Origin of the sequence: Oerskovia paurometabola, from assembly GCF_016907365.1 — a bacterium.
Taxonomy (GTDB): Bacteria; Actinomycetota; Actinomycetes; order Actinomycetales; family Cellulomonadaceae; genus Oerskovia; species Oerskovia paurometabola.
In genome coordinates this window covers 640,716-661,840 of sequence record NZ_JAFBBV010000001.1, presented here as the reverse complement: position 1 = coordinate 661,840, position 21,125 = coordinate 640,716, and the positions used below count along the sequence as shown (strand labels likewise).

19 protein-coding genes are annotated in these 21,125 nt (G+C 71.5%); 5 read left to right on the top strand and 14 right to left on the bottom strand.

What is annotated here, in order from left to right; genetic code table 11:
- Positions 1-186: 186 nt before the first annotated feature.
- Positions 187-2,433 (top strand): glycoside hydrolase family 6 protein, encoded by a 2,247-nt coding sequence (locus JOD48_RS02935; RefSeq protein ID WP_204810288.1) that lies wholly within the window; start codon positions 187-189, stop codon positions 2,431-2,433.
- A gap of 193 nt (positions 2,434-2,626) precedes the next feature.
- Here the strand turns inward: JOD48_RS02935 and purD are convergent, their stop codons facing one another.
- The 7 genes from purD to JOD48_RS02900 form a co-directional block, all read right to left on the bottom strand.
- Entirely contained in the window at positions 2,627-3,916 is a 1,290-nt protein-coding gene (gene purD, locus JOD48_RS02930) for a phosphoribosylamine--glycine ligase (protein WP_204807259.1), read from the bottom strand.
- Positions 3,917-3,927: 11 nt separating this feature from the next.
- Complete coding sequence (locus tag JOD48_RS02925) at positions 3,928-4,548, bottom strand: signal peptidase I (protein ID WP_191791982.1); 621 nt, start codon at positions 4,546-4,548, stop codon at positions 3,928-3,930.
- 54 nt (positions 4,549-4,602) lie between these two features.
- Positions 4,603-5,949: an RCC1 domain-containing protein gene (locus tag JOD48_RS02920; protein WP_204807256.1), complete on the bottom strand. Its 1,347-nt coding sequence runs from the start codon at positions 5,947-5,949 to the stop codon at positions 4,603-4,605.
- A gap of 63 nt (positions 5,950-6,012) precedes the next feature.
- Positions 6,013-6,771, bottom strand: coding sequence for an LPXTG cell wall anchor domain-containing protein (locus tag JOD48_RS02915; RefSeq protein ID WP_204807254.1), 759 nt, complete (start codon positions 6,769-6,771; stop codon positions 6,013-6,015).
- 1 nt (position 6,772) lies between these two features.
- Positions 6,773-7,309 (bottom strand): hypothetical protein, encoded by a 537-nt coding sequence (locus tag JOD48_RS02910; protein ID WP_191791985.1) that lies wholly within the window; start codon positions 7,307-7,309, stop codon positions 6,773-6,775.
- 374 nt (positions 7,310-7,683) lie between these two features.
- On the bottom strand, positions 7,684-8,970 hold the full coding sequence (locus JOD48_RS02905; protein ID WP_191791986.1) for an adenylosuccinate synthase: 1,287 nt from the start codon (positions 8,968-8,970) through the stop codon (positions 7,684-7,686).
- A gap of 338 nt (positions 8,971-9,308) precedes the next feature.
- On the bottom strand, positions 9,309-9,749 hold the full coding sequence (locus JOD48_RS02900) for a DUF3151 domain-containing protein (RefSeq protein ID WP_204807252.1): 441 nt from the start codon (positions 9,747-9,749) through the stop codon (positions 9,309-9,311).
- 69 nt (positions 9,750-9,818) lie between these two features.
- Between JOD48_RS02900 and JOD48_RS02895 the strand changes: the two genes are divergently transcribed.
- Positions 9,819-10,157 (top strand): STAS domain-containing protein, encoded by a 339-nt coding sequence (locus JOD48_RS02895; protein WP_191792012.1) that lies wholly within the window; start codon positions 9,819-9,821, stop codon positions 10,155-10,157.
- A gap of 47 nt (positions 10,158-10,204) precedes the next feature.
- Here the strand turns inward: JOD48_RS02895 and JOD48_RS02890 are convergent, their stop codons facing one another.
- Positions 10,205-12,556, bottom strand: a complete 2,352-nt coding sequence (locus JOD48_RS02890) for a SpoIIE family protein phosphatase (protein WP_204807250.1) — start codon at positions 12,554-12,556, stop codon at positions 10,205-10,207.
- Between the two features lie 114 nt (positions 12,557-12,670).
- Between JOD48_RS02890 and JOD48_RS02885 the strand changes: the two genes are divergently transcribed.
- On the top strand, positions 12,671-13,126 hold the full coding sequence (locus tag JOD48_RS02885) for an STAS domain-containing protein (RefSeq protein ID WP_138826418.1): 456 nt from the start codon (positions 12,671-12,673) through the stop codon (positions 13,124-13,126).
- A gap of 203 nt (positions 13,127-13,329) precedes the next feature.
- Here the strand turns inward: JOD48_RS02885 and fbaA are convergent, their stop codons facing one another.
- Complete coding sequence (fbaA, locus tag JOD48_RS02880; protein ID WP_191791989.1) at positions 13,330-14,352, bottom strand: class II fructose-bisphosphate aldolase; 1,023 nt, start codon at positions 14,350-14,352, stop codon at positions 13,330-13,332.
- A 170-nt stretch (positions 14,353-14,522) separates the two neighbouring features.
- Positions 14,523-15,215 carry a TrmH family RNA methyltransferase gene (locus tag JOD48_RS02875; protein ID WP_191791990.1) on the bottom strand — a complete coding sequence of 231 codons (693 nt, stop codon included), beginning with the start codon at positions 15,213-15,215 and terminating at the stop codon, positions 14,523-14,525.
- 157 nt (positions 15,216-15,372) lie between these two features.
- Between JOD48_RS02875 and JOD48_RS02870 the strand changes: the two genes are divergently transcribed.
- Together JOD48_RS02870 and JOD48_RS02865 are read left to right on the top strand one after the other, a co-directional pair.
- Complete coding sequence (locus JOD48_RS02870) at positions 15,373-16,281, top strand: DedA family protein (protein WP_307823936.1); 909 nt, start codon at positions 15,373-15,375, stop codon at positions 16,279-16,281.
- Entirely contained in the window at positions 16,281-17,054 is a 774-nt protein-coding gene (locus tag JOD48_RS02865; protein WP_191791991.1) for an HAD-IIA family hydrolase, read from the top strand. The genes JOD48_RS02870 and JOD48_RS02865 overlap by 1 nt, the downstream gene beginning before the upstream one ends.
- A 161-nt stretch (positions 17,055-17,215) precedes the next feature.
- Here JOD48_RS02865 and JOD48_RS02860 read toward each other — a convergent pair whose 3' ends face one another.
- The 4 genes from JOD48_RS02860 to JOD48_RS02845 are packed head-to-tail and all read right to left on the bottom strand — an operon-like array spanning position 17,216 to position 20,906.
- Positions 17,216-17,605, bottom strand: coding sequence for a universal stress protein (locus JOD48_RS02860; protein WP_191791992.1), 390 nt, complete (start codon positions 17,603-17,605; stop codon positions 17,216-17,218).
- Positions 17,605-19,164 carry a tripartite tricarboxylate transporter permease gene (locus tag JOD48_RS02855; RefSeq protein ID WP_191791993.1) on the bottom strand — a complete coding sequence of 520 codons (1,560 nt, stop codon included), beginning with the start codon at positions 19,162-19,164 and terminating at the stop codon, positions 17,605-17,607. Before JOD48_RS02855 ends, JOD48_RS02860 begins: the two co-directional genes overlap by 1 nt.
- Complete coding sequence (locus JOD48_RS02850) at positions 19,157-19,831, bottom strand: tripartite tricarboxylate transporter TctB family protein (protein ID WP_204807248.1); 675 nt, start codon at positions 19,829-19,831, stop codon at positions 19,157-19,159. The genes JOD48_RS02855 and JOD48_RS02850 overlap by 8 nt, the downstream gene beginning before the upstream one ends.
- Before the next feature lies 1 nt (position 19,832).
- Entirely contained in the window at positions 19,833-20,906 is a 1,074-nt protein-coding gene (locus tag JOD48_RS02845; RefSeq protein ID WP_204807246.1) for a Bug family tripartite tricarboxylate transporter substrate binding protein, read from the bottom strand.
- Positions 20,907-21,125: the final 219 nt, after the last annotated feature.

Sequence of the window (21,125 nt, the reverse complement as noted above, 5' to 3'; positions counted from 1 at the left end):
GCCGGGTGAACGACTGTGTCGTCCTAAACGTTTCATGTCGTTCCCTCCACACCCGGTCCGTGGCACGTTGCGCTCGACGCCGCACTCCCGCGGCACGGACCGGCCGGTGTCGTCCGGTCCGAGGACGAACCTCAGGAGGACCTCGTGTCACCAACCCCCCATCGGCTGCGCAAGGGCGCGACAGCCATGGCCGCTGCGGCGCTCGTCGCCGCTCCGCTCGCGCTCGCACAGGTTCCGGCCGCCGCGGCCGAGGCCCGCGTCGCGAACCCGTACGCCGGGGCCACCCAGTACGTGAACCCGTACTGGTCGGGTGCCGTGGAAGCGGCCGCCGCACGCGCCGACGACGACCTGGCTGCGAAGATGCAGGCGATCTCGGGCGAGCCCACGGCCGTCTGGATGGACCGCATCAGCGCGATCGAGGGCAATGCCGACGGCCCGGGCCTGCGCTTCCACCTCGACGAGGCGCTCGCCCAGAAGGACGCGGGCGTGCCGATCGTGTTCAACCTGGTCATCTACGACCTGCCCGGCCGTGACTGCTACGCGCTCGCGTCGAACGGCGAGCTGCCCGCCACGGACGCCGGGCTCGTGCGCTACAAGAACGAGTACATCGACCCGATCGTCGACATCCTCGACGACCCCAAGTACGACTCGCTGCGGATCGCGGCGACGATCGAGCCCGACTCGCTGCCCAACCTCATCACCAACATCAGCACGCCCGACTGCCAGCAGTCCGCCCCGTACTACCGCGCGGGCGTGAAGTACGCGCTCGACGAGCTCTACACGGTCGGCAACGTCTACTCCTACATCGACGCCGCGCACGCGGGCTGGCTGGGCTGGCCGAGCAACTCGGGCCCCGCTGCCAAGCTCTTCGCCGACGTCGTGAGGTCGACGAACGCGGGCTTCGCATCGGTCACGGGCTTCGTGACCAACACCGCGAACTCGACGCCGCTGGTCGAGCCGTTCCTCGAGGACGTACAGATCGGCGGCACGCCCATCCGGTCGTCGAGCTTCTACGAGTGGAACGCCGACTTCGACGAGGCCGACTGGACCGCGCACCTCTACGACCTCCTGGTCGCCGAGGGCTTCCCGGCCTCGATCGGCATGCTCATCGACACGTCCCGCAACGGGTGGGGCGGCGACGCCCGACCGACCGCGGTCAGCACGTCGACGAACCACAACACCTACGTCGACGAGTCGCGCGTGGACAAGCGCATCCACCGCGGCGCGTGGTGCAACCCCGCAGGCGCGGGCATCGGTGAGCGCCCGCAGGCCACACCGTCGGGCTACCCCGAGTCGCACCTGCACGCGTTCGTGTGGGTCAAGCCTCCGGGCGAGTCCGACGGCGCCTCGACGGACATCCCGAACGACCAGGGCAAGCGGTTCGACCGCATGTGCGACCCGACGTTCGTCTCGCCCAAGCTCTCCAACCAGCTGACGGGCGCGCTGGGCGGGGCCCCGCTCGCGGGCCAGTGGTTCGACGCGCAGTTCGAGATGCTCGTCGAGAACGCCTACCCGGTCATCGAGGGCGGCGGCACGACGCCCGGCGACGTGACGGCTCCCACGGCACCGACGGGCCTCACCGCGGGCACGGCCACGGCCACCTCGGTCCCCCTCTCGTGGACGGCCTCGACCGACGCGGTCGGCGTGACGGGCTACACGATCTACCGCAACGGCGTGCAGGTCGGCACCTCGACCACGACGAGCTTCACGGCGACGGGCCTGAGCCCCGCGACCACGTACTCGTTCACGGTCACGGCGCGCGACGCGGCCGGCAACGTCTCGACGCCGTCTGCCGCCCGGTCGGTCACGACCGCGGCGGGCCAGACGGACCTGCCGCCCTCGACGCCCACGGGTCTGACCGCGGGGACGACCACGGCGAGCACCGTCCCGCTCTCCTGGAACGCGTCGACCGACGACGTCGGCGTGGCCGGCTACGTGGTCCTGCGCAACGGAGCCCAGGTCGGCACCCCGACCGGGACGTCCTTCACCGACACGGGCCTGACGGCGGGCACCACGTACTCGTACACGGTCCGGGCCAAGGACACCGCGGGCAACCTCTCGGCGGCCTCGGCCGCGGTGAGCGCGACGACCACGACGGTCGTCGTCCCGCCCCCCGGCTCGTGCACCGTCGCCTACTCGGCGAACGGCTGGGGCTCGGGCTTCACCGGCACCGTGAAGATCACGAACACCTCGACCAGCACGGTCAACGGCTGGAGCCTGGCCTTCACGTTCCCGTCGGGCCAGACGATCACCAACTCGTGGTCGGGCCAGTTCACGCAGACCGGCGCGAACGTCACGGTGACCGGGCTGTCCTGGAACGCGAACCTCGCCCCGGGCGGGTCCGCCGAGGTCGGCTTCAACGCGAGCCACAGCGGCACGAACGGCGTGCCGGCCGTCTTCACCCTCAACGGTCAGGCCTGCACGACCTCCTGACAGGCGCGCGTGCGGCCCTCGGCCGTCTGCGCACCGACGGGTCCCCTGTGTCGGACGGACCCGGACGGCGAAGGCCCGCGAGCATCGGCTCGCGGGCCTTCGTCCGTCGCCAGGTCCGCCCGCTCCTGGCCGTCTCCCGCTCAGGGGCGCCGACCGAGCGGGACGACCGGGCCGTACCGTCGGAAGGACGCGGTCAGTCCCGCGCCGCCTTCTCCGCGATGTCGGTGCGGTGGTGCGAGCCGGGCAGGACCACCTGGTCGACGCCCGCGTACACCCGGCGCCGTGCCTCGGCGAGGTCCGTGCCGCGCGCGACGACCGACAGCACGCGGCCGCCGGCGCTGCGCAGCGTGCCCTCGTCGAGCGTGGTGCCGGCGTGCAGGACGTGCACGCCCTCGACCGCCTCGGCTCCCTCGATGCCCGTGATCGGGTCGCCCGTGCGGACGCTCGACGGGTACCCGTTGGCCGCGACGACCACGGTGACCGCGGCGTCGTCGGACCAGCGCAGGCGCGGGAAGTCCGCGAGCTCACCACGCGCCGCTGCGCGCAGCACCGCGGAGAGCGGGGTCGTGAGGCGGGCCAGGACGACCTGCGTCTCCGGGTCGCCGAAGCGCGCGTTGAACTCGACCACGCGGGTGCCGCGGCTCGTGAGCGCCAGACCCACGTAGAGCACGCCGGCGAACGGCGTGCCGCGGCGCGCCATCTCGTCGATCGTGGGCTGCGCGACCCGGGTCACGACCTCCTGGGTCAGGCCCTCCGGCGCCCAGGGCAGCGGGCTGTAGGCCCCCATGCCTCCCGTGTTGGGGCCGGCGTCGCCGTCGAACGCGCGCTTGAAGTCCTGCGCGGGGGCCAGGGGGACGACGCTCGTGCCGTCCGACAGGCAGAAGAGCGAGACCTCGGGGCCGTCGAGGTACTCCTCGATGACCACGACGGGGTCTCCCGCACCGGGGCGGGGCGTCGCGAAGCAGGCCTGCGCGTGCTCGAGAGCCTCCTGGCGGTCGTCGGTCACGACGACGCCCTTGCCCGCGGCCAGCCCGTCGTCCTTGACGACGTAGGGGGCACCGAACGCGTCGAGCGCCTCGGCGACCTGGTCGACGTCGGTGCAGACGTGCGCGAGCGCGGTCGGGACCGACGCGGCGGCCATGACGTCCTTGGCGAAGGCCTTGGAGCCCTCGAGCGCGGCAGCCTGTGCGCTCGGTCCGAAGCAGTCGATGCCGGCCGCGCGCACCGCGTCGGCGACCCCCGCGACGAGCGGCGCCTCGGGGCCGATCACCACCAGGTCCGCGCCGAGGCGGGTCGCGAGCGCCGCGACGGCCTCCCCGTCGACCGCGCTGACCGCGTGCAGGGTCGCGAGCTCGCCGATGCCCGGGTTGCCGGGGGCGGCGTGCAGCTCGTGCGCCTCCGCACCCGTGGCCGCTGCCTCCTGGGCGAACGAGTGGACGATGGCGTGCTCGCGGGCACCCGAACCGATGACGAGGATCTTCACGGGACGGCAGTCTACCGATCGCCACCCGGGGCGACCGGGGCGTCCACGTGACCTGCGCCCGTGACGGCGCTGCCACCGGCCCCCGACGGCCCGTCGTCGGGGTCCCCGCTCGTCGCGGGGTCCTCGGCGTCCTCGTCCCGCACGGTGCGCTTCTTCGAGGAGGGCATGAGCGCGAACCCGACGAGCGCGCAGGCCGCGACGACGACGGGAATCCCGACGGTCGGGCGCCGCAGGACCTCGATCGCGTCCCGGGCTCCCGGGATCCGGACCATGGGCACCAGGGCGTCCTCGACCACGTAGGGCTCGGGGTCGTCGACCGGGTTGTTGTCGCCGCGCAACGTCAGGGTGCGGGCCGCCCCCGGTCCGTCCTCGACCTGGACGACGCGGTGCGTGACGAGGACACCTTCGCGCGTGAACACGCTCACGACGTCGCCCACCTCGAGCGTCGAGGCCGGGACACGGCGCGAGACGATGCCGTCGCCCACCTCGTAGGTGGGGATCATCGAGCCTGAGACGACCACGAGGGACTGCAGGTTGCCCGTCTGGATACCGACGAACAGCACCAGTCCGAGCACCCCGGCGATCGCGGCGACCGTGAGGAACGCGTCGCCGATGCGCTTGAGCCACTTCATGCAGCACCTCCGGGAGAGGCCGTCGGGTCGAGAGAGGTCGAGGGAGTCACGGCGTCACCCCCAGGCGGACCAGGTCTGCAGCACCGGCCACGGCCGGTACTTCTTGGGTGCCGCTGTGGGACCGCCCTCGATGCCGAGCTGCCCCTGGGCGTTGCTCCCCCAGCAGTAGACGCTGCCTGCGGTGGACATCCCGCACGCATGGTTGCTGTCGACGTCGATCGTGGCGAACTGACCGATGTCCATCTGGCCGGTCGTGATCTCGGACGGGCGGTCGACGACGGTCTGGACCCACGACTCGTCGTACCCGACACCCGCCTGCCCGGACGCGTTGTCGCCCCAGCAGTAGCCGTCCGCTCCGGTGGTGATGGCGCAGGCGGTCATGCCGCCGAGGTCGACCGAGCGGACGCCGATCTCGGTGAGAGCACCACGGACCTGGAGCGGCACGTTCGAGAGCTCGACCTGGGCCCCGTCGCTCGACTGCCCGAGCTGCTTCTTCGAGTTGTCGCCCCAGCAGAAGGTCCGCAAGGCGTTGTTCGGCCCCGAGCCGACGGCGCACGCGAAGTTCTGACCGACCGACACGTCTCCGACCGCGAAGCCGGACATGGGGCCCGTCGTCACGACCTGGACCGGGACGAGGCTCGTCGTCGTGGTCCCGTCGCCCAGCTGTCCACGGCCGTTCTCACCCCAGCAGTAGGGGACGCCGTCGGCCGTGAGGCAGCCCGACGCCTCGCCCACCCCGATGTCCGTCACGGTCGCGGACGCCGGGAGGGCACCTCCCGAGATCAGGACGGGAGTGGCGCTGCTCCCGGCCGAGGTGTGCGTCTCCCCCCAGCAGTACCCCTTGCCTCCGCTGACGACGCAGGACGAGCTCGCCCGGAGCTCGAGCTCGGTCACGGCCCCGGTCTGCGACGCTACCCGGACCGGCACGGCGGAGCTGGCGACGCCGGACAGGCCGAGCTGTCCCTGGTCGTTGCCTCCCCAGCAGTACACGCCGTCGTCGGTCGCGGCACAGGCGTGCGACGTGCCGACGTCCAGCCGGGTCACGGTCTTGCCCTGCAGCTCTCCGCGCACCGGGCCGACGAAGACGTCCGAGGACGTGGTGTCCCCGGTCCCGAGCTGACCCACCGAGTTGTCGCCCGAGCACCAGACCTGGCCGCTGACGAGCGCGCACGAGAAGTTGCCCCCGGCGACGACGTCGGTCGCGGTCGCGGCGACCGCGACGTCGATCTGCCCCTGGGAGTAGACCGCGTCGGTCCAGGCAGCCGTGGTCGGCTCCGGGCGGCCCGCCCACAGGACCGCCGCGACGGCGAGCAGGAGCACGAGCAGCGCGGCCGCACGCGTGCGGAACCGGTCGGAGCCCGGAGCGTGGAGGTGCGCTCGGGTCATGGATCGGCTGGCCATGCTCTCTCCTCTCGTCCTGGTCGTCTCGTGTCCTCGGTCAGGCGTCCTGGTCGACGCGGTCGTTCAGCCGGGCGCACGGCCGTGCCGTCGGTCGCTCTCAGCATCCCGCCGACGCCGTACGAGCGCAGCCCCGATGCCGAGCAGCCCTCCGGCGAGGGCGGCCAGGGACATGACGTCCGTACCGGTGGTGGCGAGCGGTCCGCTCCCCGGCCGGCCCGCGCCCCCTAGACGGTCCGCAGCGTCGGTCCCAGTGGTTCCCGGGGGATCGTCCGGCCAGGTGGTCCCACCGCCCTGCGAGGCCTCGCCCTGCGTCTCCTGGACGGAGAGGTCGTAGCGGACGCTGCCCGTCGCACCGGCGGCGACGTCGTCGTCGAGCGTGACGGAGACCTTGAGCGACGTCGTCCCGCCGGCGGGCAGGACGACCTCCTCGCTGGAGGTCCCGGCCCGCTCCCCTCTCCACCCCTCGACGAGGACAGCGGCCCCCGTCGGGCAGGAGCCGTTCTCCCAGGTGGTGCTGCACGCCTCGATCGACGTGCTGAGCGACGAGCCCAGCTCACCGCTGGTCGTCATCGCGACGCCCACGACGACTCCGTCGCTCTCGTGGGTCGAGGCAAGGTCGACGAGGGTGGACCGGGTCTGCCCCGGTGACATGCCGTCGAAGGAGAACGACTGCGGCTGGGGGATCACCTCCCCGGCCGACACCCTGGCGGGTGCGTCCACGGCGACGGCAGCGCCGGCTCCCAGGAGGGCTCCGGCGCTGCCGAGCGTGCAGGCAGTCGCTATCCCCGCGACGGCGAGAGCCGTTCGCGGGATCCGGGCCATGTCAGGAAGCGATCTCCGTGCCGGTGACCTGGACGGTGATCTGCGCGGACTTCCCCTGCGCCCCGGCGTTGGGGCCCGTCGCGCTCGTGTCGGGGTTCGTGAACGCGTACGTCACGTCGACCGGGATGACGTCGTTGGTCGCGAGGTTGTCCGGGTCCTTGCCGCCCGACGTGTCGTACGCGGCGGTGACCGTGAGGAACGAGGCTGCGTCACCCGTGACCGAGACGACCGGGGTGTCGACGAGGTCCGCCGCGTTGGTCGAGTCGGCGTTCTTGACCCAGACCGTCCGCGTCACGGACTCGCCGGGGGCCAGGTCCTCGACGACGGGGATCGTGAGGGCGAGCGCTTCGCTCGACGCCTCCTCGAACCCGGTGTCGGCACTGGTCACCGAGCCCTGCAGGTTGAAGGCGGACGTGCTGACGTCCCCCTTGAACCAGACGTTGTCGCTCCAGAGCGCGCTGGTCGCGGCGACGCCGACCCCGAGGACGACCAGGCCCGCGAGTCCTGCCTTGATCTTGCGGCTACGTGATTCCTGCATGAAACACCCATCTCTCTCGGTCAGGGCTGCGAGCGGTACGTAGCCGACGCCACCCTGAAGTTCCCTTGCGGTCACCCCAAGAAAGCGCCGTTGCATGAAGCTTCTTGGTACGCCTATACCATACTGAGAACGAGACGTGACGTGAAGACACGCACAGTCTTTACCCGGGCGACTTGTGCAGTCCTGTCCGGTTTCTGACACGCTGTTATGACGAAGATCACCCGCTACGGCGCGGGACGCCGAAGGGCCCCGCGTCGACGTGTCCGATCGGACGGTCGAGCGCGGGGCCCTTCGTGGTCGACGTGTCCGTCATGACGGACCTCCCCTCGTCGAGGAGGACGGCGACCGGTACCAGCGTCCCAGCGAGGCAGTTCTCAGTGCAGCAGGTCGTGGAGCGGGATGATCGCGTCGCGCGACGGCCCCACGCCGATCGCCGAGACCCGGGCTCCCGAGAGCTCCTCGAGCGACCGCACGTACGCCTGGGCGTTGGCCGGCAGGTCCTCGAACGACCGGCAGCCCGAGATGTCCTCGGTCCAGCCGTCGAACTCGGCGTAGATCGGCGTGGCGTGGTGGAACGCCGTCTGGTCCGTGGGCATCTCGTCGTAGCGGACGCCGTCCACGTCGTAGGCAACGCAGACCGGGATCTTGGGGATGCCCGTGAGGATGTCGAGCTTGGTCACCACCAGGTCCGTGATGCCGTTGATGCGGCTCGAGTACCGGGCGATCACCGAGTCGTACCAGCCGCAGCGGCGCGCGCGACCCGTGGTGACGCCGTACTCGCCACCTGCCTTGAGCAGGTACTCGCCCATCTCGTCGAAGAGCTCCGTGGGGAAGGGGCCCTCGCCGACACGGGTCGTGTACGCCTTGATGACGCCGATGACCGACGAGATCTTCGTGGGGCCCACGCCCGAGCCGGTCAGCGCGCCGCCGGCCGTCGCGTTGGACGACGTCACGAACGGGTAGGTGCCGTGGTCGACGTCGAGCATCGTGGCCTGGCCGCCCTCGAACAGGACGTTCTTGCCCGCGTCGAGCGCCTGGTTGAGGATCAGCGACGTGTCCGCGACCATCGGCTTGACGCGGTCCGCGTACGCCAGCAGCTCCTCGACGGTCTCGTCGACCGTGATCGCGCGCCGGTTGTAGACCTTGACCAGCAGGTGGTTCTTCTGGTCGAGCGAGCCCTCGATCTTCTCCGCGAGGATCTTCTCGTCGAACAGGTCCCACATGCGGATGCCCACGCGGTTGATCTTGTCGGCGTACGCCGGCCCGATCCCGCGCCCGGTCGTCCCGATGCGGCGCTTGCCCAGGAAGCGCTCGCTGACCTTGTCCATGGTGCGGTGGTACCCGGTGATGACGTGCGCGCTCCCGGAGACCAGGAGGCGCGAGACGTCCACCCCGCGCGAGATCAGGTCGTCGAGCTCCTGGAAGAGGACCTCGATGTCGACGACGACACCGTTCGCGATGACCGGGGTGACCCCGGGCGACAGGATGCCGGAGGGCAGCAGGTGCAGGGCGTACTTCTCGTCGCCGATGACGACCGTGTGCCCGGCGTTGTTGCCGCCGTTGAACTTGACCACGTAGTCGACCCGCGACCCGAGGAGGTCGGTCGCCTTGCCCTTGCCTTCGTCGCCCCACTGGGCACCGATGAGCACCACGCCTGGCATGGATTCCCCACTTTCAGACTGCCTGTTCCTCGGACCAGGTCACGGACCGGCACCGACCGGCACGTACGTCAGGACTGTCCGGTCGGCGAACGACCGCGTCGCGCACCATCGACCGGAGATCGACGTACGGCGCGTGCCGCCGACGGGTCCTGCGCGGGCCCGAGGCGCGTCCGGGCGGCAGTCACCCGGAAGCCTGGACGAGTTTACCCGCCATTGACCTCGGAAAGCCCCTCGGCCCACCGTGGGGGCTCACCGCCGCCCGACGACGCAGCGCGCGCGGCGTCGTCGGGCGGCGGGAGGGCGCACCGGCGCCGGCGCGCGGTGACCCTGCGCGGACGTCAGCCCGCGAGCGCCGCGACCTCCTCGGCCGACGTGCCCGAGTCGACGAGGAACTGGGCGCAGCGCTCGGCCTCGCCGTCCTCACCAATGAGCGACGCCGCGCGCGAGAGCGCCAGGAGCGCCCGCAGGAAGCCCTGGTTCGGCACGTGGTCGGCCGGGATCGGCCCCTGACCGCGCCACCCGGCGCGACGCAGCGCGTCGAGCCCCCGGTGGTAGCCCGTGCGGGCGAACGCGTAGGCCGTGACGGCCGCGTGCTCGTCGCCGTCGCGCAGCGTGGCCTCCGCGAGGAGGGCCCACGGGAGCGACGAGGCCGGGAACGCGCTCGCCAGGGCGAACGCGTCGTCCCCCCGGGCGATCGCCGCGTCGACGTCCGGCTCGGCCGGGAGGCGGACGGGCGCAGGCCCGTCGAGGAGGTTGCGGTGCGTGGGTGCGTGAGACATCCAGCGATTCTCGCAGGCTCCTGACGAGCGCATGTGCAACGAGACGCCCCGCACCCTAGAGTCATGAGCATGATCGAGATCTCCACGTCCCCCGCGACGACCACGCTCGTCATCGCCGGGGACCTCGATCTCGCGGAACGCGACCAGTTCCCGGAGATCGCGGCCCGCGTCGTCGGGTTGCGCCGCCAGCTCCTCGTGATCGACATGTGCCGTGTGACCTTCATGGACTCGACCGGCGCAGCCTTCCTCATCTCGCTCGCAGACTCCGGCCGCAAGCGTGGCGGGGCGACCGTGCTTCGTGGCTGCGACGACCGGGACCTGTTCGTCCTCGAGGTGTGCGGTGCGCTCGACCTGTTCCGCATCGACGCGGACCACCGGTGCGACCCGCCCGTGAGCGCCAGCGCCTGACGCGCCGGACACGGCCCCCTCGGGCCGTCTGGCCCTCCCCGGGCCGCTCAGCCCTCCTCGGACCTCGCTGCCCGCTCGGCACGCTCGGCGCGCTCGCTGGCTGGTCGGATCCGGGCCCACACGAGCTTGCCCGAGCCGGCCGGCCGCCAGCCCCAGTCCGCGAGGCGCTCGACGATCTGCATCCCGAACCCGCCCATGCGGTGCACGTGCCCGTCGGTCGACACGGGCGGCGCAGGGTTCGAGTCCTCGACCTCCACGCGCAGACCGTCCCCGGTGTCGAAGAGCCGCAGCGCGAGGTGCCCCCACCCGTGCAGGACACCGTTCGCGACGAGCTCGGACACCACCAGCTCGGCGTTGGCGCTGTCGCCGAGGTCCCACGCCTGACAGGTGCGCAGGACCGCGTGCCGCGCCCGTCCGATCGACGCGGGCTCGCTCGGCAGGAGCCAGCGCCGGCTCCGCGGGCTCAGGGCCGAGGTCACGGGGTCGGTCACGGGGTCCGGGACCCGGACGACGACGAGCGCGACGTCGTCCTCGGGGGCGTCCGCGAGGCGCGACAGGAGCTCCTCGCCGATCCCCGCGGAGTCGATCGCGGTGATCGCACGGGTCGCCTCGACCAGGGCGTCGAGGCCGACGCGCAGCGCGCGGTCCCGGCGCTCGATCAGACCGTCGGTGTAGAAGAGCAGGACGTCGCCCGGGACCAGCTCGGCCCGTCCTGTCGCGCGCGTCCCCACCCCGAAACCGACGAGCGAGCCCCCGGCCTCGTTGAGCTGCGTGACCTCGCCGTCCCGGAGCAGCAGGGGCGGCAGGTGCCCCGCCCGCGAGTACTCGATCGTCCAGCGCTGCAGGTCCCCCGCGCCCCCGTCATCGGCCCCGGAGGCGTCCTCGCCGGGCTCGTCGGACCTGTCCTCGTCCGACGGCTGCTCGCCGTGCCGTACGAGCGACGCGTACACGAGGCTCGCAGACCGCGGGATACGCATGCCGACCACGAGCTGGTCCACGCGCTCCAGGACGGGCCCGGGGGTCGTGAGCTCGTACGCGTAGGACCGCACGACCGACCGGAGCTGCCCCATGGCGGCAGCGGCCTCGACGTCGTGCCCCACCACGTCCCCGATCACGAGCCCGACGACGTCGGGCGTGATCTGCAGGACGTCGTACCAGTCGCCGCCCACCTGGGCGTGCTCGGAGTTGGGCGCGTAGTACGTCCAGACGTCGAGCCCCGTGACGTCGGCCTGCTCGGGCAGCATCGCGCGCTGCAGGGTCTCCGCGAGCCGGTGCTCACGGGCGTAGAGACGCACGTTGTCGATCGCCAGGCCGGCGCGCCGTGCGAGCGTGCGCAGGACCGCGTCGGCACTCTCCGGGTCCGTCGCCGTCGCAGGGGAGGCCGGTAGACCGCTCGTCGCCAGCAGCCCCAGGACGCGCCGTCGGCCCGCGATCGCGTGGAGCAGGACCTCGCGTGGCGCGCCCGCGAGCGTGGAGGTGCGCTGGCGGACGTCGCGGCTCAACCAGCCCGACGCCGACCACTGCGGGTACTCGGCCGACAGGTCGAGCCGCACCGGGCCGTCGATCCGCCCGTCGAGCAGGTCCTGCACGGTGTCCTGCAGGTCGATCACGGTCCCCGGGACCAGGAGCGCCGGGCCCGTGGCGTCGCCGAGCGCGTCGGTCTGCCCCATGGCGCCCTCGACGATGCCGGCGCCGTCCGCGATGTACCGACCGTGGCGCTGCCCGCGCCCGCTCGGCGGCGTCGTGGTGTCGATGCCCTCGGCGAACCGCAGGCCGTCGTCGTTCATGTAGAAGCCGGCCCACTCCACGAGCGCGCCCTCGAGGACGTCGCAGATCTCCCGCAGAGCGAGTGGGTAGTCCAGGTCGTTGAGCAGGTCCGAGGTCTCGGTGATGATCGCCAGACCGGCACGCTTGCGGCGTTCGAGCTCGAGCGACGCGAGCTGGGCCGCCGACCGGTCGACGTACTCGGTGACGTCGACCATCGAGCCTGCCCAGTGGCCGACCTCGCCCCCGGACTCGTCGACGGGCGCGAGCGTGAGCTGCACCCAGATCATCGACCCGTCGTGCCGCTCGTGCTGCACCGTCCGCCTGACCTCGCGGCCCTCGAGCACCCCCGCCCGGAAGGGCTCGGCCTCCGACTGGTCCGCGAGCAGGTCCGACAGGAACTGCGGGCGACGCCCGACGACCTCGTCGGTCGCGTAGCCCGTGAGCCGGCTGAACGCGTCGTTGACCCACAGCACGGGCATGCCCCCCGAGGCCGGCCCCAGCAGGAAGGCGGCGATCCCCGCACGCTGCACGGCGCGCGCGAGAAGCTCCTCCGCGCCCTGCGGCAGCGACGCTCCTCCGGCACGCGGAACGTGGCCCCATGAGCCCAGACCCAGGCTCGACGAGCCGACCATTTCCACCTCCGAACGACACTGCCGTGAGCGCGTTACTGTCCCGAGTGGACATTCAACCGTAGATTGGTGATCTCCGAGACCTGTGCGGGTCCGGTCCACGCTGGGAGGAGCAACGTGCGCGACGGTAACACCACGGCTGGTAGCGAGCCCGAGGACCCCGAACTCGGGGCGAGCGGCGTCGTCACGGACCAGGCCGATCCTGCGAGCGTCCACGTCATCGTCGGGGCGACCCGAGCACGCATCGTGCTGTCGGGAGAGATCGACGCCGATCTCGGCGCCGACCTCCTGGACGCCACGGCCGACGCGGAGGCCACGGGTCTGCCCGTCGAGATCGACGCCCATCACGTGACCTTCATGGACTCCTCGGGCGTGGCCTTCCTCGCCCGGCTCGCGACCCGCGGGCCGCACCGGGTCCGGGTGCTGCGCGCCCCGCCGACGGTGCGGTTCCTGCTGGAGGTCACGCGCATCGGCGACATGCTCGACATCGTCGACGAGGACCCGGGCTTCGACCTGCCCGACGGCGTCACGCACCTCAACGGCAGTCGTCGCCTGCCGCGCACCGACCGCTGACGCCGGGCCGGGCGCACCGCCGTCGGTGCGCTCCGCCGTCGGGCGTCGGCTGACGTGGGCCGCCCCGCCGTCGGGCGTCCACCACCCCAGGCTCCCGAGAGCACGCAGCAGGCCCCGGTCCGTGACGGACCGGGGCCTGCTGGCACTCCAGGTGGCGGGACGTCCCCGCCGGGGTCACCGCCCTGGTGGGCGGGTCACCAGGTTCAGCGGATCTTCTGGCCCGCCGAACGCAGCTGCTGCGACGCCTCGACGATGCGCTGAGCCATGCCGGCCTCGGCCAGCTTGCCCCAGGCGCGCGGGTCGTAGGCCTTCTTGTTGCCCACCTCGCCGTCGATCTTCAGGACGCCGTCGTAGTTGCGGAACATGTGGTCGACGACCGGACGCGTGAACGCGTACTGCGTGTCGGTGTCGATGTTCATCTTGATGACGCCGTTGTCCACGGCCTCCGTGATCTCCTCGAGCGTCGAGCCCGAGCCACCGTGGAAGACGAGGTCGAACGGGTTCTCCTTGCCGATCGCTTCGCCGACGGCCTTCTGGATGTCCGCGAGGATCGACGGACGCAGCTTGACCGCACCCGGCTTGTAGACGCCGTGCACGTTGCCGAACGTGAGGGCCGTCAGGTAGCGGCCCTTCTCGCCCGCACCGAGAGCCTTGACGGTCGCGAGACCGTCCTCGACCGTCGTGTAGAGCTTGTCGTTGATCTCGGCCGTGTGGCCGTCCTCCTCGCCACCGACGACGCCGACCTCGATCTCGAGGATGGTGCGCGCGGCGACCGAGAGCTCGAGGAGCTCCTCGGCGATGACCAGGTTCTCGTCGAGCGGCACGGACGAGCCGTCCCACATGTGCGACTGGAAGGTGGGCAGGCCACCGTTCTTGACCTGCTCGGCCTCGATCGCGAGCAGCGGGCGGACCCAGGAGTCCAGGTTCTGCTTGGCGCAGTGGTCCGTGTGCAGGGCGATGGTGACGTCGTACTTCTTCGCGACCTCGGTCGCGTAGGCCGCGAGGGCGAGCGAACCGGTCACGCGGTCCTTGATCGTCGAGCCGGACGCGTACTCGGCGCCACCGACGGAGACCTGGATGATGCCGTCGGACTCGGCCTCGGCGAAGCCCTGAATGGCAGCGGTCACGGTCTGCGAGGACGTGATGTTGACGGCGGGGTAGGCGAACTTGCCTGCCTTCGCACGGTCGATCATCTCGGCGTAGACCTCGGGGGTTGCGATAGCCATCTGCAGAACTCCAATGACGGAAGGAGGTGGGTGCCGACGACACTGCCGCGCGCCCTGTTATCCCCATGATTTTGTCATGGATCCCTACCGGGGGTGTCGCCCGTCCCTCAGGTGGACGCTCGTCACCACGGGTTGGGACGTCTCACGGAGCGGGCTGCGGGGCCTACCCGTCAGGGGGTCGTGAGGTGCTGCGTGACCCATGCGTGCATCGCGATCGCCGCCGCGGCGCCCGCGTTGATCGACCGCGTCGAGCCGTGCTGCGTGATGTGCAGGACGTCGCGGCTCGCCGCCCGCGCCTGGGCCGTCAGCCCCGTGCTCTCCTGGCCGAACAGCAGCACGCACTCGGGCGGGAACACGTACCCCTCGAGGGGGACCGAGCCGGGGACGTTGTCGATCCCGATGACGGGGATGCCCGCCCCGTCGTGCTGCTCCGCGGCCCAGGCCAGCAGGTCCTCGACCTGCGGGTGGTGGCTCACGTGCTGGTAGCGGTCGGTGACCATCGCACCGCGACGGTTCCAGCGGCGCCGCCCCACGATGTGCACCCCGGCCGCGTTGAACGCGTTCGCGGTGCGCACGACCGAGCCGATGTTGAGGTCGTGGCCCCAGTTCTCGATCGCGACGTGCAGACGCCGGTCGCGCGGCCTTCGCGCGTCCATGTCCGCGACGACCGCCTCGACCGTCCAGTAGCGGTACGCGTCCACGACGTTGCGGCGGTCGCCGTGCTCCAGGAGCTCGGCGTCGTAGCGCGGGTCGGTCGGCCACGCCGCCCTGCCCCCGGGCCAGGGACCGACACCCACCTCGACCTCGTCCTCGCCGCGGGGGGTCGGATCGTCGGGCTGCGGCTGTTCAGGGCGGGCGGTCACCGTCCCATTGTCGCTGCTCCCGCTCGGGTCACGGTCCCGCTCGTGACGCGCCGGGCGGGCGGCCACGGCACCGAAGACGTGCGATCCACCCACGACGTTCACCTTCGCGCCACGCCGCCCAGGGAAGGCCCGACGGCGCGCCCACTACGCTGGGTGCGTGCTCACCGACCTGCTCACGTCCGCGCTGCCCGATGCCACGGCCGCACTCTCCGCCGTCGACGGCAGCCACGTGGTCGCGCTCGGACCCGACTGGCTCGACGCGCGGAACATGATCAGCGGGTTCATCGAGCGCTTCGGCGTCTACGCGGTGTTCGGCATCGTCGCCGTGGTCTTCATCGAGACCGGCCTGCTGTTCCCGTTCCTGCCCGGCGACTCGCTGCTCTTCACCGCGGGCCTCCTGGTCGCGCAGGACGAGCTGAACCTGTCGATCTGGCTCGTGTGCGGCATGATCTTCGCCGCCGCGTTCCTCGGGGACCAGCTCGCGTACCTGATCGGTAACAAGATCGGTCCGCGGCTGTTTAAGCCCGACGCCCGCGTCCTGAAGACCAAGTACATCGACCAGGCGCACGACTACTTCGAGCGCTTCGGCGGTCGCACCGTCATCCTCGCGCGCTTCGTCCCCTTCCTGCGGACCTTCGCGCCCGTCGCCGCCGGCATGAGCGGCATGCGCTACCGCACGTTCGTGGTCTACAACCTCATCGGCGCGTTCGTCTGGGGCGTCGGCGTGACGCTGCTCGGGTACTGGCTCGGCAACGTGCAGTTCGTCAACGACCACATCGAGACCATCCTCGTGCTGATCGTCGCGGTCTCCGTGATCCCCGTCGTGATCGAGGTCCTGCGCGCCCGCCGGGAGTCCCAGCGGGTCAAGGCCCAGGGCACGAGTGCCCTCGCGGACGCCGCGACCGTCTCCGAGCTCGCCGCCGCCTCCGCGACGCCTGCCGCGTCGACCACCGGCGAGGCCGCTGCGGCCCCCGCCGCGCCCCCCACCGAGGCGACGACCGCACCGGTGACACGACCCGAGAAGTCGACGGACGCCGTCGAGCACTCCCCCGGAAAGGACGACTGATGCCTCGCGTGATCGAGAGCTGGCTCACCGACATGGACGGCGTGCTCGTCCACGAGGGCCACGCCATCCCCGGCGCCCCCGAGTTCATCCGGGCGCTGCGGGACAAGGAGCGCCCGTTCCTCATCCTGACGAACAACTCGATCTTCACGGCCCGCGACCTGCGCGCGCGCCTCGCGACCTCGGGCATCGAGGTGCCCGAGGAGTCCATCTGGACGTCCGCGCTGGCCACCGCCCAGTTCCTGAGCGACCAGGTCCCGGGCGGCAGCGCCTACGCGATCGGCGAGGCCGGGCTGACGACCGCTCTCTACGAGGCCGGCTACACGCTCACCGAGTCCGACCCCGACTACGTGGTGCTCGGCGAGACGCGCACCTACTCGTTCGAGGCCATCACCAAGGCCGTGCGGCTCATCCTGGGCGGCTCGCGCTTCATCTGCACCAACCCGGACACGACCGGCCCCTCGCAGCAGGGGCCGCTGCCCGCCACGGGTGCCGTCGCGGCCATGATCACCGCCGCGACCGGGCGGGAGCCCTACTTCGTGGGCAAGCCGAACCCCATGATGTTCCGGTCCGCGCTCAACCGCATCGACGCGCACTCCGAGACGACCGCGATGATCGGCGACCGCATGGACACCGACGTCGTCGCGGGCATCGAGGCCGGGCTCTACACGTACCTCGTCATGACCGGCTCGACGAAGCTCCACGAGGTCGACACGTTCCCGTTCCGGCCCAGCAAGGTCGTCGACTCGATCGCGGACCTCGTCGACCGCGTCTGAGTCCTGTCGGCGGGCGGCCCCGGCCCCGCGGCCCTCTCGGCGCGGCCCTGCCCTCCAGACGGGCCCCGCCTCCAGGCGGGCCCCGCCGCCCTCCCCCGGACAGCGCACCGCCCCGGCCCCCCGACCAGCTCGGGGTACCGGGGCGGCGGTCCGTGGACGCCTCAGGCCTTGACCGCCAGGACCGGGCAGCTCGCCCGGAGGAGGATCTGCTGAGGCGTCGAGCCGAGCACGAGCTTGCCCACCGGGGTCCGGCGGCGCAGGCCGACGACGATGAGCTCGGCGTCGACCTCCTCCGCGACCTCGAGGACCACGTCGGCCGGCAGGGCGCCGGACTTCAGGTGGCGCACCTCGTGGCCGACCTGCGCCTCGTCGAGGATCTCGATGACGTGGGCCAGCTCGGCCTCGTCGGCCCACCGGGGATCGACGAGCCGGTCCGCCCGGGTCGCGTTGACGATCACGACCTTCGACCCGAGCAGCGCGGCCGACCGGCCCGCCGAGCGGGCGGTGGCGGTTCCGAGGTCGCCGGGCGCGTAGGCGAGGACGACGGTCATCAGTTCACCTCCTGCGACTGGGATTCTTCGCGAATCTCCTCGCCGAGCCGGGACAGCTCGGCGTTGGCACGCTTCTCGCGGCTCTTGAGCCACAGGCCGAGGCCCACGATCACCAGGATCGAGACGTACGCGGTGGCCGCGAACGGGCTCGTCACGAGGTACGAGAGGTCTCCCTGGCTGATGGTCAGGGAGCGCCTCAGACGGTCCTCGGCCATGGGGCCGAGGATCATGCCGACCACCATGGGGGCCACGGGGTAGCCGTAGCGCCGCATGAAGAAGCCGACCACACCGATGACGAGCAGGATGAGCACGTCGATCGGGGAGAAGTTGAGCGCATACGACCCGAGCGCCCCGAACAGCAGGATGCCCGCGTACAGGTAGTGCCGGGGGATCTGCAGGACCTTGACCCACATGCCCACGAGCGGCAGGTTCAGGACGATCAGCATGAGGTTGCCGATGTAGAGGCTCGCGATGAGCGCCCACACGAGCGACGACTGCGTCTGGAAGAGCATCGGACCCGGCTGGATCCCGTACGACTGGAACGCGACGATGATGATGGCCGCGGTCGCGGTCGTGGGGAGCCCCAGGGTCAGGAGCGGGACGAGGACGCCCGAGGCCGCCGCGTTGTTCGCCGACTCCGGGCCTGCGACGCCCTCGATGGCGCCCTTGCCGAACTGGTCCTTGTGCTTGCCGGCGAGCTTGCGCTCGGTCGCGTACGACAGGAACGTCGCCACGTCGGCGCCACCGGCCGGGATGGTCCCGACGGGGAAGCCGATCGCGGTGCCGCGGAGCCAGGGCTTCCACGAGCGTCGCCAGTCCTCGGGCTTCATCCAGGAGCGCCACCCCTTCTCGACCGGGATGACGTGCACCGGTCCGTGCCGCAGGCGAGAGGCCACGTAGAGCGCCTCGCCCACCGCGAACAGGCCCACGGCGACGATGACGACGCTGAGGCCGTCGGCGAGGTTCGGGACGCCGAACGTGAAGCGCTGCTGCCCGGTCAGGGTGTCCGTGCCCATGAGGCCCAGGAACAGTCCGAGGGCCAGGGCGACCATGCCGCGCGAGACTGACTTGCCGAGGAGCGCTCCCACCGTGATGAACGCGACGATCATGAGCGCGAAGTAGTCGGGTTCGCCGAGCTGGACCGCCCACCTCGCCATGACGGGGGCCACGAGCGTCAGCAGGACGGTCGCGATGGTGCCCGCGACGAACGAGCCGATCGCGGCCGTGGCGAGTGCCGCGGCACCGCGCCCGAGCCGCGCCATCTTGTGGCCCTCGAGCGCGGTCACGATCGAGGCGGACTCGCCCGGCGTGTTGAGCAGGATCGAGGTCGTCGACCCGCCGTACATGCCGCCGTAGTAGATGCCCGCGAACACGATGATCGCGGCCGTCGCGTCGAGCGAGTACGTCAGGGGCAGGAGCAGGGCGATGGTCATGGCAGGACCGATGCCCGGCAGGACGCCGACCGCCGTCCCGATGAACACGCCGAAGAGCGCGTAGAGCAGGTACACGGGCTGCGCGACGGTCGCGAAGCCCTCCATCAGTGCGGAGAGGTTATCCACGGAACGAGCTCACCCCTTCGAGGAACGGGCCGGGGGGCAGCGACAGGCCGAGCAGTCCGCCGAAGACGAACTGGATGACGAGCGCGAGGACGACGGCGAGCGCGATCGCGCGCCACCACGGGCGGGCCCCGAGCACGATCGCCGACCCGCCGAAGAGCAGCGTCGCCGCCACCGGCCAGCCGGCGAGGTTGATCGTGTAGACGTGCGCCACGAAGATGACGCCGAGGAGCGCGACCGTCTTCCAGTCGGTCCTGACGTCCGGGTCGACGTCCTCGCCGTCGTCCTCCTCGCCGAACTTCCCGCGCAGGAGCCCGATCAGCACGAGGACGCCCGAGATCAGCAGCAGGCCGCCGACGAGGTACGGGAAGGCGCGAGGGCCCATGGTGGTCGTCGAGCCCGGGACCTGGATGGTCCCGGCGTCGGCGACCACGAACACGCCCAGGGCGATCGTGACCCCGGCGACCACGTACTCGCCGATCCGCCGCCTGGGGGCCGCGGCGGTGTGCGGCGCCGCGGCCCCCGACGGCCCGGTCCCGCCGGTGAGCGGGACCTCTTCGGTCACCGGGTCCTGTCCGCGCGAGTCGGCGCGACGGCCCGTGGCGACCTGGGGGGAGGCCCCGCCCGGTGCGGGGGATTCACCGGGCGGGACGACAGAGGACGAGGACATGTCAGGCGACCAGACCGATGTCCTGCAGGACCGCCTGGATGTCGGCGATGTTCTGCTGGAGGTAGTCGTCGAAGTCCGCGCCGGTGACGAACGCGTCCGCCCAGCCCTTCTCGTCGAGCGTGGCCTGCCACTCCTCGGACGCGTGGAGCTCGGTGAGGACGTCCTCGAGCGCGGCGCGCTCGTCGTCCGTGATGCCGGCGGGGGCGAGGACGCCACGCCAGTTGGTGAGGTCGAAGCCGTAGCCCGCGTCGTGGAGCGTGGGGACGTCGGGGAGGACCTCGACCTTCTCGGGGCTCGTGACCGCGAGCGCACGCAAGGTGCCCGCCTTGACCTGCTCGGAGTACTCGCCGACGCCCGAGATGCCGGCGCTGACCTTGTTGCCGAGCAGGGCGGAGAGGGACTCGCCACCACCCGAGTACGCGACGTAGTTGAGCGTGTCGACGAGCTTCTCGGACGGGACGCCGGCCTGCTTGAGGAGCATCCCCGCGAGGATGTGGTCCGCGCCGCCGGCCGATCCCCCGGTGACGGTGACGCTCTTGCCGTTGGCGACGATGTCGTCCACGAGCTCCTGGAGCGTCGTGTACTTGGACTCGGCCGGCACGACGATGACGAGCGGTTCCTCGGTGAGGCGCGCGATCGGCGTCGTGTCCTCGATGCGGGCCTGGGACTTGTTGGTCTCGACCGCACCGACCATGACGAGTCCGGTGACCATGAGGGTGTTGGGCTCGGTCACGTTCGCGAGGGAGGCCAGGCCGACGGTCCCGCCCGCACCGCCCACGTTGGTCACGTTGATGGTCTTCGCCAGCCCCGTCGCCTGCAGCTCCTTCTGGAGCGCGCGGCCCGTCTGGTCCCAGCCACCGCCGGGGTCTGCGGGGACGATGATGTCGAGCGAGGCCAGGCCGACCGCGGCGGGCTTGTCGCTGCCCTCGCCTGCCGGGGCCTCGTCTCCCGAAGCGAGACCTGCGCAGGCGCTGAGGGCGAGGGCGAGGCTCGTGAGTGCTGCTGCGCCGACCAGGCGGCGACGCCCCGGCCGGCTGGTGCTGTGCCCGCTGCGCGGGCTGACGACGGATGCCATTTCTCCTCCTTGAGCAGGCCTCGCGACGTCGTAGTCCGGGGCCGTTGGTGTGCAGCGGAGCCTAGGAGCGCGGAGGCACCGTGTGGTCCCTGAGGTCGTAATGGACGTTGTGGTCGTTGTGGTCAGGCGAGTTTCCGGCGTCAGGTCACGGGTACGTCTCGGTTCTGCGTCCGAGTGGCTGGCCACCCCTGTGGCCTGGGGCACACTGGTCCGGTGGGA

Coding starts and splice junctions, on each gene's coding strand:
- JOD48_RS02900 (WP_204807252.1), bottom strand. CDS start 9,749: ATGTCTCACGCACCCACGCACCGCAACCTCCTCGACGGGCCTGCGCCC.
- JOD48_RS02920 (WP_204807256.1), bottom strand. CDS start 5,949: ATGGCCAGCCGATCCATGACCCGAGCGCACCTCCACGCTCCGGGCTCC.
- JOD48_RS02925 (WP_191791982.1), bottom strand. CDS start 4,548: ATGAAGTGGCTCAAGCGCATCGGCGACGCGTTCCTCACGGTCGCCGCG.
- JOD48_RS02895 (WP_191792012.1), top strand. CDS start 9,819: ATGATCGAGATCTCCACGTCCCCCGCGACGACCACGCTCGTCATCGCC.
- JOD48_RS02845 (WP_204807246.1), bottom strand. CDS start 20,906: ATGGCATCCGTCGTCAGCCCGCGCAGCGGGCACAGCACCAGCCGGCCG.
- JOD48_RS02935 (WP_204810288.1), top strand. CDS start 187: ATGGCCGCTGCGGCGCTCGTCGCCGCTCCGCTCGCGCTCGCACAGGTT.
- JOD48_RS02865 (WP_191791991.1), top strand. CDS start 16,281: ATGCCTCGCGTGATCGAGAGCTGGCTCACCGACATGGACGGCGTGCTC.
- JOD48_RS02860 (WP_191791992.1), bottom strand. CDS start 17,605: ATGACCGTCGTCCTCGCCTACGCGCCCGGCGACCTCGGAACCGCCACC.
- JOD48_RS02890 (WP_204807250.1), bottom strand. CDS start 12,556: ATGGTCGGCTCGTCGAGCCTGGGTCTGGGCTCATGGGGCCACGTTCCG.
- JOD48_RS02905 (WP_191791986.1), bottom strand. CDS start 8,970: ATGCCAGGCGTGGTGCTCATCGGTGCCCAGTGGGGCGACGAAGGCAAG.
- JOD48_RS02915 (WP_204807254.1), bottom strand. CDS start 6,771: ATGGCCCGGATCCCGCGAACGGCTCTCGCCGTCGCGGGGATAGCGACT.
- JOD48_RS02910 (WP_191791985.1), bottom strand. CDS start 7,309: ATGCAGGAATCACGTAGCCGCAAGATCAAGGCAGGACTCGCGGGCCTG.
- fbaA (WP_191791989.1), bottom strand. CDS start 14,352: ATGGCTATCGCAACCCCCGAGGTCTACGCCGAGATGATCGACCGTGCG.
- JOD48_RS02850 (WP_204807248.1), bottom strand. CDS start 19,831: ATGTCCTCGTCCTCTGTCGTCCCGCCCGGTGAATCCCCCGCACCGGGC.